Below are 16934 nucleotides of genomic sequence, written 5' to 3'. Positions count from 1 at the left end.
TGGTGCCCCGGGCACGCTGTGGATCTCTGATATCCCTATCTCGCCTATTTCCTTCGTTATGCAAAGGTAGACGGAAGGGGACACTTCGTTCAATAATATGAAACGATGCCTCGCTTGCGTTTCCGCAGCCTCGTCTCCTATGGTCGGCGCCTAACATGGAGACTCCGATGGCAGATCTTTCCGCTTTTCCGATCACGAGGCGATGGCCGGCGAAAAATCCCGACATCATCCAGCTCTATTCGCTGCAGACGCCGAACGGGGTGAAGGTGTCGGTTGCCCTCGAGGAACTCGGCCTCGCCTATGAGCCGCATTATATTTCCTTCGACGCCAACGAGCAGAAATCACCCGAATTCGAGTCTCTCAATCCCAACGGTCGCATTCCGGCAATCATCGATCCGAACGGGCCTGATGGTAAACCGATCGGGCTGTTCGAATCCGGCGCAATCCTGCTTTATCTCGCGGAAAAGACCGGCAGGCTCATTCCTGAGAATGCCGCCGGCGGCTATGAATGCATTCAGTGGGTGTTTTTCCAGATGGCCGGCATCGGCCCGATGTTCGGTCAGTTCGGCCATTTCTACAAATCCGCCGCCGACAAGGTCGCCAACAATTCCTATCCGGTGGAGCGCTATCGCGACGAATCCAAACGGCTGCTCGGCGTCCTCGAAGGCAGGCTGAGAGGTCGGCAGTGGATCATGGGCGATCTGTATTCGATTGCCGACATCACCACCTTCACCTGGGTTCGCGGCGCCGATATCTTCTATGGCGGCCGCGAGGTCCTGGACTATGCGAGTTTCCCCGCCGTTTCCGATTGGCTGGAACGCTGCATCGCCCGCCCGGCCAGCGCCAGGGGCCTCAATATTCCGGTCAAGCCGGAGTAGTTGACGGTTCCGGAAAGCGCAAAGGCTGCTCTCGGGAGCGGCCCTCAATACATGACAACCCTCGGCTTCCCCCCGCCAACGTCATCCTCGGCCTTGTGCCGAGGATCTGTTGCCCTATCGGCCCGAGGCAGATACTCGGGACAAGCCCGAGTATGACGAAAGAGAAGTTGGCCGGCCTTTTCAGCAGTCTGACCGCTTTCAGTGGAGACCGTTATTTCGTCCGACCGCCTCTATTGCCGGCTGGCAGTCTGCCTTGCGCCTTCGAGCTTGAAACGCGGAAAGACGAAAACGCCGGCCATGCTGCCGCTGTATTTCTCTTCGAGCCCGTTCGACTCGCCCATGCAGAACAGCGGCTGGCGCAAGCCGTTCGGCATGATGATCGTCGTCGAAAAGCAGAAGGAGGAGCAATGTGTTGCCGCCTGTTCGAACAGTTCCAGCACGTGACTGCGATCTCCGGAATCATAACATCGTACCAGGTTCAGCAGTCCGCATTCCTCTGCGGAGAGGCCGTGCAGCATGGCGCTCCACTTGCCGAGACGGAGCACGCCGCTCGACAGATCCCCGGTCCAGCTTTCGGAAACGGAAAACTGCGCCAGCATCTCGTGCTGTTGATTGTTGTCGTTCATCGAGCCGGGCAGCAACGGCACGGCTGCATTGGCTTTGGCAATCTTGAACACGGGCGTTCCCTCGTTCGCATGCGGCTCCTCCGCCGCACGCTCGGCAAACACTAGACACAGGCTTATGCAGCATCGGGCATAATGCCCGCGCCCATACCGGCGATCATTGCCGCGGCCATCCGAGCCTCCGAACCGGAGCCCTTCGAAACCGACTATTCTGGCATCGCCTTCCCGCGCTCGTCTGACAGCGAAAATGATCGCCGGGCGCGCTTCAATTGCAGCGCGGATTTATAGGGGCTTTTGCACAAACGGCAACGGCTTTTTAAGGGGCGTTCGCATCGAGATCCTTTGCCGGAGATGTCGGATCTCCGCACTGTTGGCGAGAATGGAGCCCAATTTTCAGCGTTTTTCCCCCGTTTCCTCCCACTTGGCGGGAGATATATCGCCGCAAGACGACGATCGCCCACAGGTTGCGTGGAGAGAAAAACAAGCAGCGGCGCAAGCCTCGCGAAAGCTTGGCCCGCCGGCAAATGCGATGCACGGCACAAAATCGCGCGCAACGGATCGAATCGTTTCGAGCAAGCTCGCGGCAAAGAAAAAGGGCGACCCGAGGGCCGCCCTTCCTGTTCCGGATGCCGGAATGTGTGCAGGCTTTCGCCTATCACATCATGTCCATTCCACCAGTTCAGCGCGCTTGCCGCGCTGAACCATCTTAGATGATGGGCGGTTTCATGGACGATGCTGTGAAAGGCCGTTGGCCTATCACATCATGTCCATTCCGCCCATGCCGCCCATGCCGCCCGGCATAGCCGGAGCGTCCTTCTTGGGCAGCTCGGCGATCATGGCTTCGGTGGTGATCAGCAGCGATGCAACGGAAGCGGCATCCTGCAGGGCGGTGCGAACGACCTTGACCGGGTCGATGATGCCCATGCCGATCATGTCGCCATATTCGCCGGTCTGGGCGTTGTAACCCCAGTTGTCCTGATCCTTGTCGAGGATCTTGCCGACAACGATCGAGGCTTCGTCGCCTGCGTTCTCAGCGATCTGGCGGGCCGGAGCCTGCAGCGCGCGGCGAACGATGTTGACGCCGGCTTCCTGGTCGTCGTTGATACCCTTGGAGGTGATCTTGACGGAGGAGCGCAGCAGGGCAACGCCGCCGCCCGGTACGATGCCTTCCTGAACGGCAGCGCGCGTCGCGTTGAGGGCGTCGTCGATGCGGTCCTTCTTTTCCTTGACTTCGACTTCCGTCGAGCCGCCAACGCGGATGACGGCAACGCCGCCGGCGAGCTTGGCAAGGCGTTCCTGCAGCTTCTCGCGGTCGTAGTCGGAGGTGGTTTCTTCGATCTGGGCCTTGATCTGGGCAACACGGCCTTCGATGTCGGACTTGGCGCCCGAACCGTCGACGATCGTGGTGTTTTCCTTGGAGATCGAAACCTTCTTGGCACGGCCGAGCATGTCGAGCGTGACGCTCTCGAGCTTGATGCCGAGGTCTTCGGAGATCACGGTGCCGCCCGTCAGGATGGCGATGTCTTCGAGCATGGCCTTGCGGCGGTCGCCGAAGCCAGGAGCCTTGACGGCAGCGATCTTCAGGCCGCCGCGCAGTTTGTTGACGACGAGCGTTGCAAGGGCTTCGCCTTCGACGTCTTCAGCGATGATGAGGAGCGGCTTGCCGGTCTGGACGACGGCTTCGAGAACCGGGAGCATCGACTGCAGGTTCGAGAGCTTCTTCTCGTGGAGGAGAATGAAGACGTCTTCGAGGTCGGCAACCATCTTTTCCGGGTTGGTGACGAAGTAGGGGCTGAGGTAGCCGCGGTCGAACTGCATGCCTTCGACGACTTCGAGTTCGGTTTCGGCGGTCTTGGCTTCTTCAACCGTGATGACGCCTTCGTTGCCGACCTTCTGCATGGCTTCGGCAATGTCGAGACCAACCTGGCGCTCGCCGTTTGCCGAGATCGTGCCGACCTGTGCGACTTCTTCCGAGGTGTTGATCTTCTTGGCCTTGGCCTGGAGATCCTTGACGACTTCGGCGACGGCGAGATCGATGCCGCGCTTCAGGTCCATCGGGTTCATGCCGGCGGCAACGGCCTTGGCGCCTTCGCGAACGATCGCCTGGGCCAGAACGGTTGCAGTCGTGGTGCCGTCGCCGGCGATGTCGTTGGTCTTCGAAGCAACTTCGCGGACCATCTGGGCGCCCATGTTTTCGAACTTGTCTTCGAGTTCGATTTCCTTGGCGACCGAAACGCCGTCCTTGGTGATGCGCGGCGCGCCGAAGGACTTGTCGATGATGACGTTACGGCCCTTCGGGCCGAGCGTGACCTTGACTGCATCGGCGAGAATGTCGACGCCGCGCAGCATCTTTTCGCGCGCGGTGCGGCCAAACTTGATTTCTTTAGCTGCCATGTTTGTGACTCCTGAATTCGATTTGTTCGGGCAAAAGCCCGTCAGTCATTTCGGGAAAGCGGATCGGCCAATCAGCCGATGATGCCCATGATGTCGGCTTCCTTCATGATCAGAAGGTCTTCGCCGTTGATCTTGACTTCGGTGCCGGACCACTTGCCGAACAGCACGCGGTCGCCAGCCTTGACGTCGAGTGCGACGACCTTGCCGGACTCGTCACGAGCGCCGGAACCGACGGCGACGATTTCGCCTTCCTGCGGCTTTTCCTTGGCGGTGTCGGGAATGATGATCCCGCCCTTGGTCTTCTCTTCGGACTCGACGCGACGAACGACGACGCGGTCGTGAAGCGGACGGAAATTGGTGCTTGCCATTGTCTAATCCCTCGATCGAATGACATTCGCGGGCCGGAGCGGCCCACATGGATAGGTGTTAGCACTCCCTTGCGGTGAGTGCTAGCGACGTGCATTTAGGGATGGCTCCGAAAGGAGTCAATGAGAGCAATCACGAATTTTTGTGCCGGAATTGTGAAGAGACCGGAGAAATGCCGGAGATTTCCGCCGAACCCTCTGCCGCGGCCGAGCCTTGCCGATCACGCGCCGGATTGCCGCGACTGAGCTTTGCGGTGGCTGATGGCGAAGAAAATGCCTTGCCATCCTCCTGCGCCTTTGCAATGTCACCGGTGACTGCAGCAACTCGGGATATTGGAATGGCCAAGCGGATAGAAACCTTCTCTGAGATCACGGATCGCTATGATGTGGTGCTCTGTGATGTCTGGGGCGTCGTTCACAACGGCGTCGATCCGTTCCCCAAGGCTGCCGCGGCCCTTCAGGCCGCCCGCGAGAGCGGCCTCGCCGTCGTCCTCATCACCAACTCGCCGCGCCTCTCCTGGCAGGTCGTCGAGCAATTGCGTCATATCGGCGTGCCCGACAGCGCCTATGACCGGATCGTCACCTCGGGCGACGTCACGCGCGGGTTGATTTCCGAGGGACCGAAGACGGTCTTTCTGCTCGGCCCCGAGCGCGACAAGGCGCTTCTCGAAGGCATCGGCGTCGAGCGGGTGCCATCAGGCGAAGCGCAATCGCTCGTCTGCACCGGCTTTTTCGACGATGAGACCGAGAAGCCGGAGGATTACACCGACATGCTCCTGGATTTTCAGGCGCGCGAGGTGCCGATGATCTGCGCCAATCCCGACCTCGTCGTCGAGCGCGGCCACCGCATCATTCCCTGCGCCGGCGCCATGGCCGCCTATTACGAGCAGCTCGGCGGCAAGACCCGCATCGCCGGCAAGCCGCACCGGCCGATCTACGAGGCGACGCTGGCGGCCGCCCGCGAGCTTCGCGGCGATTTCTCAGCCGAGCGCGTGCTGGCGATCGGCGACGGCATGCCGACCGATGTCCGCGGCGCCTTGAATTTTGGCCTCGACCTTCTCTACATCAGCGGCGGGATCCACGCCAAGGAATACACCTTGAACGGCGAAACCGACGAGGCAATCCTCAACGCCTATCTCGAACGGGAAAACGCCGCGCCGAAGTGGTGGATGCCGCGCCTTGCATAAAGAGAAGCCAGCCGATGACCGTCTTCCACCGCAATGAAACCCGCGATCCCTTGCCCGCCCATCTCAAGGGCGGGGTGATCGCCATCGGCAATTTCGACGGTGTGCATCGCGGACATCAATCGGTGCTGAACCGCGCGCTTGAGATCGCCAGGGCGCGCGGCATTCCGGCTCTTGTGCTGACCTTCGAGCCGCATCCGCGCACGGTCTTCCGGCCGCAGACGCCGGTGTTTCGCTTGACACCGGCGCCGCTCAAGGCCCGCATCCTGGAAACGCTGGGGTTCAACGCCGTCATCGAATATCCCTTCGATTACGAATTCTCGCAGCGCTCGGCTGATGATTTCATCCATTCGATCCTGAAGGACTGGCTCGGCGCCTCCGAAGTCGTCACCGGCTTCGATTTCCATTTCGGCCGCAACCGCGAAGGCGGTCCCGCCTTCCTGATGAATGCCGGCCAGACCTACGGCTTCGGTGTCACCCTGATCGATGCCTTTCGCGACGAAAATGCCGATGTCGTCTCATCGAGCCATATCCGCATGCTGTTGAAGGAGGGCGATGTCAGCGAAGTCGCCGGCATGCTGGGCTATCGCTATACGGTGGAAGCCGAGGTGATCGACGGCGAAAAACTCGGCCGGCAGCTGGGCTTTCCCACCGCCAACATGCGCCTGCCGCCGGAGGCCGAGCTTGCCGCCGGCATCTACGCCGTCCGCTTCCGCCGCCAGGACGGAACGCTCCACGACGCGGTCGCAAGCTACGGCCGCCGCCCGACGGTGACGGAAAACGGCGCGCCGCTGCTCGAAACCTATGTCTTCGATTTCAGCGGCGATCTCTACGGCCAGCTCTGCGCCGTCTCCTTCTTCGGCTATCTTAGACCGGAGCTGAAATTCGACGGCCTCGATCCGCTCGTCGCCCAGATCAAGCGCGACGAGGAGGAGGCGCGGGCGCTGCTGGGGGGTGTCAAGCCGCTCGGCGAACTCGACCGGAAGCTTTGCTTTTCCTGAGGTCGTGGTCCGCGCGGCGTCCTTCGAGCGCAAAAACCTCGGCGCCCCGGCGATCGCATCGCAGAATTCTTCTCTTCCTTTTCCGCCGAAAAACGCCTATGAACCGGCCCGATGAGAAAATTTCGGCTGGCGATCACGATGCGAATTATCGGCCCGGCCTTCCGCGCGCGCTAAGCGGCCGGGAGGTCCGGGTTTTCGGCGCTTGGATACAAGCGCTTCCGTCACCAGCTTTTTCATACCCGTTGCGCCCCTTTCTGGGCCGCCAGAAACGATTGTCCCGATATGACCGACACAGCCGAAAAAATCGATTACTCGAAGACCCTCTATCTGCCCGAAACCGATTTCCCGATGCGCGCCGGCCTGCCGCAGAAGGAGCCGGAGCTCGTCAAGCGCTGGCAGGAGATGGATCTCTACAAGAAACTGCGCGCCTCTGCCGCCGGCCGCGAAAAATTCGTCCTGCATGACGGACCGCCCTATGCCAATGGCAACATCCATATCGGCCATGCGCTGAACAAGATCCTCAAGGACGTCATCAACCGTTCGTTCCAGATGCGCGGTTATGACGCCAACTACGTGCCCGGCTGGGATTGCCACGGCCTGCCGATCGAATGGAAGATCGAGGAGGAGAACTATCGCGCCAAGGGCAAGGCCAAGCCGGATCTCAAGGAGCCGGCGGCGATGATCGAGTTCCGCCGCGAGTGCCGCGCCTATGCCGAAAAATGGATCAAGGTCCAGGGCGACGAGTTCCAGCGTCTCGGCATCGTCGGCGATTTCGACAACCCGTACCTGACGATGAATTTTCACGCGGAGAGCCGCATCGCCGGCGAGCTGTTGAAGATCGCCGCAAGCGGCCAGCTCTATCGCGGCTCCAAGCCGATCATGTGGTCGGTGGTCGAACGCACCGCGCTTGCCGAAGCCGAAGTCGAATACCACGACCACGAGAGCGACACGATCTGGGTGAAGTTCCCGGTCGGGAAAGGTCCCGACGGCGTCAAGGATGCCTCCGTCGTCATCTGGACGACGACGCCCTGGACGATCCCCGGCAACCGGGCGATCGCCTATTCCTCGCGTGTTGCCTACGGCCTTTACGAAGTCACGGCCGCCGAAAATGATTTTGGCCCGCGCCCGGGCGAGAAGCTGATCTTTGCCGATCAGCTGGCTGAGGAATCCTTTGCCAAGGCGAAGCTGCAGTACAAGCGTCTTGCCGACGTTACGGCTGCCGATCTCGCTGCCATCACCTGCGCGCATCCGCTCAAGGGTCTGGGAGACGGCTACGAATTTGCCGTGCCGCTGCTCGAGGGCGACCATGTCACCGACGATGCCGGTACGGGCTTCGTTCATACCGCACCCAGCCACGGCCGCGAAGACTTCGATGTCTGGATGGCGCATGCCCGCGAGATCGACGCGCGCGGCATCGACACCAAGATCCCGTTCCCGGTCGACGACGGCGGCTTCTACACATCGGATGCCCCCGGCCTCGAAGGCGGACGCGTCATCGACGACAACGGCAAGAAGGGCGATGCCAACGACCGCGTCATCAAGGCGCTGATCGAGCGCAGCGCGCTCTTTGCCCGCGGCCGCCTGAAGCACCAGTATCCGCATTCCTGGCGCTCCAAGAAGCCGGTCATCTTCCGCAACACGCCGCAGTGGTTCGTCTATATGGACAAGACGCTGCCGGATGGAACGACGCTGCGCAGCCGTGCGCTCACGGCGATCGACGATACCCGCTTCGTGCCGGCCGCCGGCCAGAACCGCCTGCGCGCCATGATCGAGCAGCGCCCGGACTGGGTGCTGTCCCGTCAGCGCGCCTGGGGCGTGCCGATCTGCGTCTTCGTCGATGAGCACGGCGCCGTGCTGCAGGACGAGGCCGTCAACCGGCGCATCCTCGATGCTTTCGACGCCGAAGGCGCCGACGCCTGGTTTGCCGAAGGCGCCAAGGAGCGCTTCCTCGGCAACGAGCATGACCCGGCCAAGTGGTCGCAGGTCATGGATATCCTCGACGTCTGGTTCGACTCGGGTTCGACCCACACCTTCACGCTGGAAGACCGCCCGGACCTGAAGTGGCCGGCCGATCTCTATCTCGAGGGCTCCGACCAGCATCGCGGCTGGTTCCATTCCTCGCTGTTGGAATCGGCTGCCACCCGCGGCCGCGCGCCTTACGACACCGTCCTCACCCATGGCTTCACCATGGACGAGAAGGGCGAGAAGATGTCGAAGTCGAAGGGCAACGTCACCGCCCCGCAGGAGGTGATGAAGGACGCCGGTGCCGACATCCTGCGCCTCTGGGTGATGACCTCGGACTATGCCGACGACCTGCGCGTCGGCAAGACGATCATCCAGACCAATGTCGATGCCTATCGCAAGCTGCGCAACACCATCCGCTGGATGCTCGGCACGCTGGCGCACGACAAGGGCGAGGAGATCGCGCTTGCCGATCTGCCGGAGCTGGAGCAGCTGATGCTGCATCGGCTTGCCGAGCTCGATCAGCTGGTGCGCGAAAACTACGACGCGTTCGATTTCAAGAAGATCGCCCGCGCGTTGATCGATTTCGCCAATGTCGAGCTTTCGGCCTTCTATTTCGATGTCCGCAAGGATGCGCTCTATTGCGACGCGCCGTCGAGCCTGCGCCGGCGCGCCAGCCTGCACGTCATTCGCCAGATCTTCGATTGCATGGTGACCTGGCTAGCCCCGATGCTGCCCTTCACCACCGAGGAGGCCTGGCTGTCGCGCAACCCTTCCGCCGTTTCCGTGCATCTGGAGCAGTTTGCCGCTGTTGCAAAGGAATGGCGCAACGATGCCCTGGCCGAGAAGTGGAAGAAGATCCGCGCCGTGCGTTCGGTGGTGACAGGCGCGCTGGAAATCGAGCGCAAGGACAAGCGCATCGGCTCCTCGCTGGAAGCGGCGCCCGTCGTCCACATCGCCGATGGGGAGCTTCGCAAGGCGCTCGAGGGTCAGGACTTCAGCGAAGTCTGCATCACCTCGGGCATAACAATCAAGGCGGACGCCGGTCCGGCGGAAGCCTTCCGCCTGGCCGAAGTGCCGGATGTCGCGGTCGTGCCGAAACTCGCCGAAGGTGTCAAATGCGCGCGTTCCTGGCGCATCACCACCGATGTCGGCTCCGATCCTGATTATCCCGACGTCTCGGCGCGTGACGCCGCGGCATTGCGCGAACTCGGCATCCGCGCCTGAAGATATTTGCCGGGTGAATTGCCTTTATGGCGTTCATCCGGTAAAAGCTGCCTGAAAATGGCCGGATTTTTGCGTCAGGGGGACGGTTGTCCGGTTGGGCAACGATTGCACCGGTGGCTGGAAGGGTTTTCATGTTCGCAACGCATTGGTTCCGTATGGGCGCCTGCCTGTCTGTTGTAGTGGCGGGATGCTCCCTGGTCTCCAGTTGCGCCAGCAGCCCGACCTACGGCACCGACAAGACCGCCATGGAGCAGTTGACCGACGACCTCGGCCAGTCCGTGTCGCTGACCGGGCCGGATCCGAAGAACAAGGGCGTCAAGTACACGCCGCGCCCGACGCTGGTGCTGCCGGCCCAGGCGCAGAGGGGGACCCTCGTTCAACCGCAGCAGACGGTTGCCAACAAGGACAATCCGCAATGGCTTGAATCGCCGGAGGAAACCCGCGCCCGCCTCGTTTCGGAGGCCGACGCGAACTCCGACAATCCGAACTACCGCTCGCCGCTCGCCAGCTCCGCCATCGAAGGCGGCCGGCGCACGACGGAAGCCCAGACCCAGGCCTATCGCGAGGCCCGCGCCCTGCAGAAGGGTTCCTACGTCGATCAGCGCCGCTATATTTCCGACCCGCCGCCCGGTTACCGCACCGTCGACGACCCGGCAAAGCTCGAAGATGTCGGCGAGCCCGAGCTCAAGAAGCAGAAGAAGCGCAAGAAGGACGCGGCGGTCGCCAACAGCGGCAAGCAGTGGTGGAACTTCCTGCAATAGCGGCTTGTCCAAGCGCTTAGGCGCGCCTCATGAGACCGGCGAGGGCAGCCCCTCATCCGGCTGCCGCCACCTTCTCCCCGCGCGCGGGGCGAAGGGGATATGCCGCAACCTCTCTGTCCCCCACTAACCTCTCGCAGGGCACGTCCCCTCGCCCCGCAAGCGGGGAGAGGGTTAGGGTGAGGGGCAGCCATTCGCACCAACCGGACGGTCGCGGCACGCGGCCGAAGATGACCGCGTCGCGCCCTGGAGCCTACGGCGCCTCTCTCTTTTGCGAAAAGAACGTCCGTAAAATCTCGGCCGACTGAACCTCGTTGAAGCCGGAATAGACCTCCGGGGCGTGGTGGCAGGTCGGCTGCGCGTAGAATCGGACGCCATTGTCGACGGCGCCGCCCTTCGGGTCCTCGGCGCCGTAATAGAGCCTGCGGATACGCGCAAACGAGATGGCTGCCGCGCACATGGTGCAAGGCTCCAGCGTCACATAGAGATCGGCGCCGGCAAGGCGCTCCTGTCCGAGCGCTTCGCAGGCGAGTCGGATTGCGGCGATTTCGGCATGGGCGGTGACGTCATTGAGCTCGCGCGTGCGGTTTCCCGAGCGTGAAACGGCGATATCGTCGATGACGACGACGGCGCCGATCGGCACCTCGCCGCGTTCGCCGGCGGCGCGCGCCTCTTCGAGCGCCATCTCCATGAAACGATTTGTCTTCACGATCGCACGAATTTCCACTTAACCGCAGATGCGTGACCTGATAGACAGGCCCAAAAGGCAGGCAAACAACAAATGACACCCAAAGACAAGCCAAAACGCCCGGGCGCAAAGCCCTTTTCACGGGACGACAGGCCGAAGGCCGGCGCGAAGTCGGGCGGCGTAAAGCCGGCAAAGGCTGCGACCGCGGCCGAGACCGAAGGCGAGGCCAAGGCCGAACGCATTTCCAAGGTGATGGCGCGCGCCGGCGTCGCCTCCCGCCGCGACATCGAACGCATGATCATGGAAGGCCGGGTGACGCTGAACGGCAAGGTTCTCGACACTCCCGTCGTCAATGTCACGCTTGCCGACCGGATCGAGGTCGACGGCGTGCCGATCCGCGGCATCGAGCGCACCAGGCTGTGGCTCTATCACAAGCCGGCCGGTCTCGTGACCACCAATGCCGATCCGGAGGGCCGCCCGACCGTCTTCGACAACCTGCCGGAAGAACTGCCGCGCGTCATGTCGATCGGCCGCCTCGACATCAACACCGAAGGCCTGCTGTTGCTGACCAATGACGGCGGTCTTGCCCGGGCGCTCGAACTGCCGGCGACCGGCTGGTTGAGACGTTACCGCGTGCGCGCCCATGGCGAGATCGATCAGGAAGCGCTCGACAAGCTGAAGGACGGTATCGCCGTCGACGGCGTGCTTTACGGCTCGATCGAGGCGACGCTCGACCGCACGCAAGGCTCGAATGTCTGGATCACCATGGGCCTTCGCGAGGGCAAGAACCGCGAAATCAAGAACGTGCTCGGCGCGCTCGGTCTCGACGTCAACCGCCTGATCCGCATTTCCTACGGCCCGTTCCAGCTCGGCGATTTGCCGGAAGGCCATGTCATCGAAGTGCGCGGACGTACACTGCGCGACCAGCTCGGCCCGCGCCTCATCGAGGAAGCCAAGGCGAATTTCGACGCGCCGATCTACAATGCCCCGGCCGTTGCCGCCGAGGAAGAGGCTGAGGCCGCGGCACCCGAGAAGCGTGAGCGTCCGCGCCGCGACGAGGACAAGCGCGAACGGGCGCTGAGCCGCCTCGACACCAAGCGGGACGACCGCCGCGGTGATGACCGCCGTGGTGGGGGGCGCCGCGATGACGATCGCCGCGATGGCGGCCGCCGGGATGACGAGAAGCCGAAGCGGCCTCAGCCGCTCGGCCAGCGCCGCAGCGCCAATGTCTGGATGGCGCCCGGTGCCCGCCCGCTCGGCGAGAAGGCGGCGGCCAAGGCTGCCAAGAATGCGCAGACTGCGCGCCGGCGCGGTGAGCAGGCGCCGGCAAAGAACGCTGCTTTCGATCGCATCGAGGATCGTCCGCGCACGCCGATCAACCGCGTGCGCGAAGAGGACGGCGAATGGATCCGCTCGAGCGAGCCGCCCCGCCGCAAGGATGAGGGCGAAGGCTTCGGCCGCAAGCGCTCTTTCGGCGATCGTCCGGCCCGCGAAGACCGTGGTTTCGGCGAGCGTCCTTCGCGCGGCGATCGGCCCTTCGCCGACAAGCCGCGCAGTGATCGCAGGCCGCGTGCCGATGGCGACGAGCGTCCGCGTGCCGCCAGGGCTTCCGCCGGCGAGGGCCGTTCGGAACGGCCGCGTGGCGAGCGCTCGTTCGGCGATCGTCCTTCACGCGGCGACCGGCCTTTCGGCGACAAGCCGCGTGGCGATCGCAGGCCGCGCGAAGAGGGTGACGAACGCCCGCGGGCAGCCAGAAGTTTTGCCGGCGAAGGGCGCTCCGAGCGTTCGCGTGGCGACCGGTCTTTCGCCGACAAGTCGGCGGGCGGCAAGCCTGCCGGCGACAAACCGCGCGGCAAGGGTTTTGGTGCCAAGCCCGGCGGGTCGAAGAATTTTTCCGGCAAGCCGAAGGGCGCTAAGCCCGGAAATGACAGGCCGGGCGGTGACAGGCCTGCGGGCGGCCCGTCCAGAGGTGGTGCTAGAGGAAAGGGAATGACGCGCGGTGCGGATCGTCGGCGGTGAGTTTCGCGGACGGCCTCTCGCCGTGCCAAAATCCAACGATATCCGGCCGACTGCCGACCGGACGCGCGAGAGCCTGTTCAATATATTGAGCCATGCCTATCCGGAATGCGTCGACGGCACCCGGATCCTCGATCTTTTTGCCGGAACCGGCGCCGTCGGCCTCGAAGCCGTGTCGCGCGGCTGTCGGCATGCGCTCTTCGTCGAAAACAGCGTCGAGGGCAGGGCGCTGCTCTGGGAAAACATCGACGCACTCGGCCTGCACGGCCGCACGCGCATCCTGCGTCGCGATGCGACCGATCTCGGCAGCGTCGGCAATCTCGAAGCCTTCGACGTGCTGTTTGCCGATCCGCCCTATGGCAAGGGGCTTGGTGAAAAGGCGATGGCGGCGGCGGCCCAGGGCGGCTGGCTCAGGCCAGGCGCGATTGCGGTGCTCGAAGAACGCGCCGATATTGTCGTTTCCGTGCATCCTTCCTATGTTTTCCTCGAAGACCGCATCTTTGGCGATACGAGGGTGCATTTCTTCCGGTATCAGCCGCAATAAGCGGGGGCGGGCGTGCAGCAGGCAGAATTCATCAGCCCGAAACTGCCTGCGATCAGCGACCTTCCGACGGTCGCGGTCGCTTTCGGCGGCGGCGGTGCGCGTGGACTTGCCCACATCCATATCATCGAGACGCTCGACGAACTCGGCATCCGCCCGGTGGCGATATCGGGCTCGTCGATGGGGGCGATCATGGGGGCCGGCATGGCCGCCGGCATGTCGGGCGCCGAAATCCGCGAACATGCGCTGACGACTGTCGGCAACAAGACGGCGGTCGTCGCCCGCATCTGGGGCCTGAGGCCGGCGACGGTGCGCGATGCGGTGGCCAAGGGCATCCGCATCGGCCAGTTCAATCTGGAGCGGATCCTCAAGGCCTTTCTGCCGGCCGAACTGCCGGCCCGCTTCGAGGATCTGCTGGTGCCGATGAAGGTCATCACCACGGATTATTACGGGCAGAACGAGGTCATCATCGAAGACGGCGAGCTGTTTCCGGCGCTCGCCGCCTCATCCGCCATCCCCGCCGTCTTCATGCCGGTGCGCCTGCGCGGCCGGGTGATGATCGACGGCGGCATCAGCAATCCGGTGCCCTATGAACCCCTGATGGATCTTGCAGATATCGTCGTCGGCATCGATGTCGTCGGCGCGCCGGAAGGCGACGGCACCCATATCCCGAACCGCATGGAGAGCATCTTCGGTTCCGGCCAGCTGATGATGCAGACGGCGATCTCGCTGAAGCTGAAGCTCTGCCAGCCGCACATCTTCCTGCGTCCGGCGGTCGGCCGCACCGGCGTGATGGATTTCCTCAAGGCCCGCGACGTGCTGGCCATGTCGGTCGGCGTCAAGGACGAGCTGAAATTCGCCCTCGACCGGGAAATCGAAGCGCGGCTGAAGCGCTGAGGCATTATTGGGCGTGGCCTTCATGGCCGCCGCCCGCGCCATCCGATGCTTCGTTCATCATCATGACCGTGCCCTCGAAGCTTGAGAGCAGTGCAAGCGTGGGGGAATCGATGTTCGCCTCGGCATCGCGCAGTTTTGCAGCCAGCGCGGCCGCGTCATTCGCCGGGAGCCCGATCTTCTGCAGCGTACCGGCATCCTTCAGGCTGTCGCCGCTGCAGAGATAGATGCTCCAGCCGTGATGCGTCTTTTTCAACAGGGCGCGGCCGCCACGTCCGTCCTGCCGCCAGCCGACGATCGCCCAATCGGCCTGAACGGCGACGACCGGCGTGAGCTCCAGGGGCTTGTCCGCCGTTTCGAACATCAGCTTCAGCCTTGCCGGGATGACCTGCTGCGGATCGTCGTCCGCGGATGCCATGGATGCGAAGAGCACGCAGGCAAGAAGAGCAATGATCGTCTTCATCTCTTGGTCTCCTTCAGGCGAGAACGCGTTTCAATACGGGCACGAAGCGCACGACGATCTGGTCGAAGGCGATCATGACGACAATGGCAAGCCCGCTCATCGGGAAGGCGACGGCGAAGATTGCGGTAATCACCCACAGGCCGTAGTAGACCGAGCGCCTTGGCGGCATGGGTGGCACGCCGAGCCGGCCCGCCGGGCGCCGTTTCCACCACATGACGACTGCTGTCACGCAGCTGAGCACAATGGCCAGGCAGGTTGCGAGCATCAGCAACTGGTTGAAACGCCCCCATTCCTGTCCCTGGTGGACATTGATACCCCATTCGATCGCCTTGCCGAGGAACGGATATTGGTTGAAGCCGATATCGATCAGCGGTTTGCCGGAATACTGGTCGATATGGATGGTGCGTTCATCGGCGAGATCGTCGGGATAGAGCGAGGCGGTATAGACGCCGGTCTCGTCGGAGGGGATCGCCATGTCGAAACCCGGCGCCATGCCCAGCCGCTTGGCGATCTCCACGGCCCTGTCGAGGCCGATCGGCTTGGCCGATTGCGCTCTAGCAATATCGGAAAGCGGAACCGGCGCTTTCTCGACGATCCAGCCGCTCTTCGGCAGGATGTCCTCGGTGACTTTCTGCGACTTCGGCACGTCGTCCCAGAGCTGGACGGGATAGCCGAGGCCCTGTTCGGTCAGCCAGGCATTGGCATTCGCGCCCCAATAGCCCGACCATGGCATGCCTGTGATCGCCAGGAAGAAGATCAGCAAGCCGGCAAAAGCCCCTGTCACCGCATGCAGGTCGCGCCAGAAAACCCGGCGGCCCGGCGTTCCCCGGACGCTGACGACACCGCCCGTCTGGCGGCGCGGCCACCAGAGATAGATGCCGGTCGCGACCAGCACCATGGCAAAGCCGCCGGCAATCTCGATCAGCCGGTTCGCCGCCTTGCCGAAAAAAGCGAGGCTGTGGATACGCTTGACGACATAATTGAACTCGTCGGTCGATCCGACCACATCGAGCACCTTGCCGTCGTAGGGATTGACGAAGACCAGCATCGCGCCGGCATCGCCGGAGACGGTGACGATGGCCGATCGTTCGGGTCCGGCCGGATCCTTGTAGGAGGTCGCCGTCGAGCCCGGCACGGCGGCGGCGGCGATCTCAGCAACCCGCTCCGCCGGCAGCGCCTGGCCGGCCGGCTGGACAATGTAGCGGTGGGCGAAGACGGTGCTGTTGATCTCGTCGTTGAAGAGATAAAGCGATCCGGTCACGGCCAGATTGAGCATGAAGGGAATGACGAGAAGCCCGGCAAAGAAATGCCAGCGCCAGATGGCGCGGTAGAGCGAAACGCCGCTGGCGGCGTGCTGCGCCGGTTCGGCGGCAGTAATGGTCGACATGAGAATGGATCCGTATCCACGGGCGACTGCGGGAGCGCAGCTCGGCCGGCGTTGAAAGGCGTCACGGCGCCTGCCGCAACACGAGGTTCAGGCGAGGATCGGATCGGAAGGGGGCGCGCGCGGACCGCTATTGGGCGGGAAAAGCCGGCGGGGGAAGCTTTCTGCCCGGATCGGCAGTTCGACCGCGACCGCAAAGGGTATCGGCGCACCGGCGACATCCGTCGGCGCTGGCAGCAGGATCGACGCGCCGATCCGGCAGGCCTCGCAACCGTGCGAATGGGTTTTGTCGTGCTGGCCCTGGTCGGGCTCGTCGGTGGCGGTAACGCAAAGCGTCGGCAGCGTTCCATCGGGCAGCACATATTGGGCGAGTTCAGCGGGACCGGCGTCGCCGGCGGCTGCGATGGGAGCCTGATGGGCGAGCCCGACGAACACCAGTGCGACGGCGCACAGGATGCGCAGTGCCCATTGTTCGATCTGTCCCGCCCGTCTGATCAAGTTTGCCTCTTGGATCGCTCCGATCGCCCGGTTGATAGACGCCGACGAGTGCATATTC

The 16934-nt window shown here is 63.3% G+C and carries 15 protein-coding genes; 8 read left to right on the top strand and 7 right to left on the bottom strand.

The genetic code is table 11. From position 1 onward, the window contains the following. Nucleotides 1–167 precede the first annotated feature (167 nt). Nucleotides 168–878: a glutathione binding-like protein gene (locus tag CO671_RS08300; RefSeq protein ID WP_097605535.1), complete on the top strand. Its 711-nt coding sequence runs from the start codon at nucleotides 168–170 to the stop codon at nucleotides 876–878. Between the two features lie 230 nt (nucleotides 879–1108). On the opposite strand, the gene CO671_RS08295 is transcribed toward CO671_RS08300, so the two are convergent. From CO671_RS08295 to groES, 3 genes are all read right to left on the bottom strand, one after another. After that, nucleotides 1109–1555, bottom strand: a complete 447-nt coding sequence (locus CO671_RS08295; protein WP_097605534.1) for a hypothetical protein — start codon at nucleotides 1553–1555, stop codon at nucleotides 1109–1111. A gap of 702 nt (nucleotides 1556–2257) precedes the next feature. Then, nucleotides 2258–3895: a chaperonin GroEL gene (gene groL, locus CO671_RS08290; protein WP_038687103.1), complete on the bottom strand. Its 1638-nt coding sequence runs from the start codon at nucleotides 3893–3895 to the stop codon at nucleotides 2258–2260. A 71-nt stretch (nucleotides 3896–3966) separates the two neighbouring features. After that, nucleotides 3967–4263: a co-chaperone GroES gene (gene groES, locus CO671_RS08285; RefSeq protein WP_004675403.1), complete on the bottom strand. Its 297-nt coding sequence runs from the start codon at nucleotides 4261–4263 to the stop codon at nucleotides 3967–3969. A 335-nt stretch (nucleotides 4264–4598) separates the two neighbouring features. On the opposite strand from groES, the gene CO671_RS08280 reads away from it, so the two are divergent. The 4 genes from CO671_RS08280 (at nucleotide 4599) to CO671_RS08260 (ending at nucleotide 10395) form a co-directional block, all read left to right on the top strand. Continuing rightward, nucleotides 4599–5447 (top strand): TIGR01459 family HAD-type hydrolase, encoded by an 849-nt coding sequence (locus CO671_RS08280; RefSeq protein ID WP_010030871.1) that lies wholly within the window; start codon nucleotides 4599–4601, stop codon nucleotides 5445–5447. 14 nt (nucleotides 5448–5461) lie between these two features. Beyond that, entirely contained in the window at nucleotides 5462–6445 is a 984-nt protein-coding gene (locus CO671_RS08275) for a bifunctional riboflavin kinase/FAD synthetase (RefSeq protein WP_097605533.1), read from the top strand. Nucleotides 6446–6727: 282 nt separating this feature from the next. Next, nucleotides 6728–9634, top strand: a complete 2907-nt coding sequence (gene ileS / locus CO671_RS08265) for an isoleucine--tRNA ligase (RefSeq protein ID WP_097605532.1) — start codon at nucleotides 6728–6730, stop codon at nucleotides 9632–9634. Between the two features lie 131 nt (nucleotides 9635–9765). Then, nucleotides 9766–10395 carry a hypothetical protein gene (locus CO671_RS08260; protein WP_097605531.1) on the top strand — a complete coding sequence of 210 codons (630 nt, stop codon included), beginning with the start codon at nucleotides 9766–9768 and terminating at the stop codon, nucleotides 10393–10395. 250 nt (nucleotides 10396–10645) lie between these two features. On the opposite strand, the gene CO671_RS08250 is transcribed toward CO671_RS08260, so the two are convergent. After that, nucleotides 10646–11083, bottom strand: a complete 438-nt coding sequence (locus CO671_RS08250; RefSeq protein WP_097605530.1) for a nucleoside deaminase — start codon at nucleotides 11081–11083, stop codon at nucleotides 10646–10648. Between the two features lie 90 nt (nucleotides 11084–11173). On the opposite strand from CO671_RS08250, the gene CO671_RS08245 reads away from it, so the two are divergent. Genes CO671_RS08245 through CO671_RS08235 form a run of 3 tightly spaced genes read left to right on the top strand, consistent with a single transcriptional unit; the run spans nucleotide 11174 to nucleotide 14534 of the window. After that, the gene (locus CO671_RS08245) at nucleotides 11174–13099 is read left to right on the top strand and encodes a pseudouridine synthase (RefSeq protein WP_097605529.1); all 1926 of its coding nucleotides are present in this window, start codon (nucleotides 11174–11176) and stop codon (nucleotides 13097–13099) included. Then, entirely contained in the window at nucleotides 13080–13640 is a 561-nt protein-coding gene (rsmD, locus tag CO671_RS08240) for a 16S rRNA (guanine(966)-N(2))-methyltransferase RsmD (protein ID WP_064686105.1), read from the top strand. Before CO671_RS08245 ends, rsmD begins: the two co-directional genes overlap by 20 nt. A 12-nt stretch (nucleotides 13641–13652) precedes the next feature. Then, nucleotides 13653–14534, top strand: coding sequence for a patatin-like phospholipase family protein (locus CO671_RS08235; RefSeq protein ID WP_097605528.1), 882 nt, complete (start codon nucleotides 13653–13655; stop codon nucleotides 14532–14534). Nucleotides 14535–14538: 4 nt separating this feature from the next. Here CO671_RS08235 and CO671_RS08230 read toward each other — a convergent pair whose 3' ends face one another. The 3 genes from CO671_RS08230 to CO671_RS08220 form a co-directional block, all read right to left on the bottom strand. Then, the gene (locus CO671_RS08230) at nucleotides 14539–14994 is read right to left on the bottom strand and encodes a copper uptake system-associated protein (RefSeq protein WP_097605527.1); all 456 of its coding nucleotides are present in this window, start codon (nucleotides 14992–14994) and stop codon (nucleotides 14539–14541) included. A gap of 13 nt (nucleotides 14995–15007) precedes the next feature. Then, on the bottom strand, nucleotides 15008–16381 hold the full coding sequence (locus CO671_RS08225) for a PepSY domain-containing protein (RefSeq protein ID WP_097605526.1): 1374 nt from the start codon (nucleotides 16379–16381) through the stop codon (nucleotides 15008–15010). 87 nt (nucleotides 16382–16468) lie between these two features. Next, nucleotides 16469–16876 carry a DUF2946 family protein gene (locus tag CO671_RS08220; protein WP_097605525.1) on the bottom strand — a complete coding sequence of 136 codons (408 nt, stop codon included), beginning with the start codon at nucleotides 16874–16876 and terminating at the stop codon, nucleotides 16469–16471. Between the last annotated feature and the right edge of the window lie 58 nt (nucleotides 16877–16934).

Origin of the sequence: Rhizobium sp. M10, from assembly GCF_002531955.1 — a bacterium.
In the GTDB taxonomy this organism is placed as follows: domain Bacteria; phylum Pseudomonadota; class Alphaproteobacteria; order Rhizobiales; family Rhizobiaceae; genus Rhizobium; species Rhizobium etli_C.
This window is presented reverse-complemented; position numbering and strand designations above follow the sequence as displayed.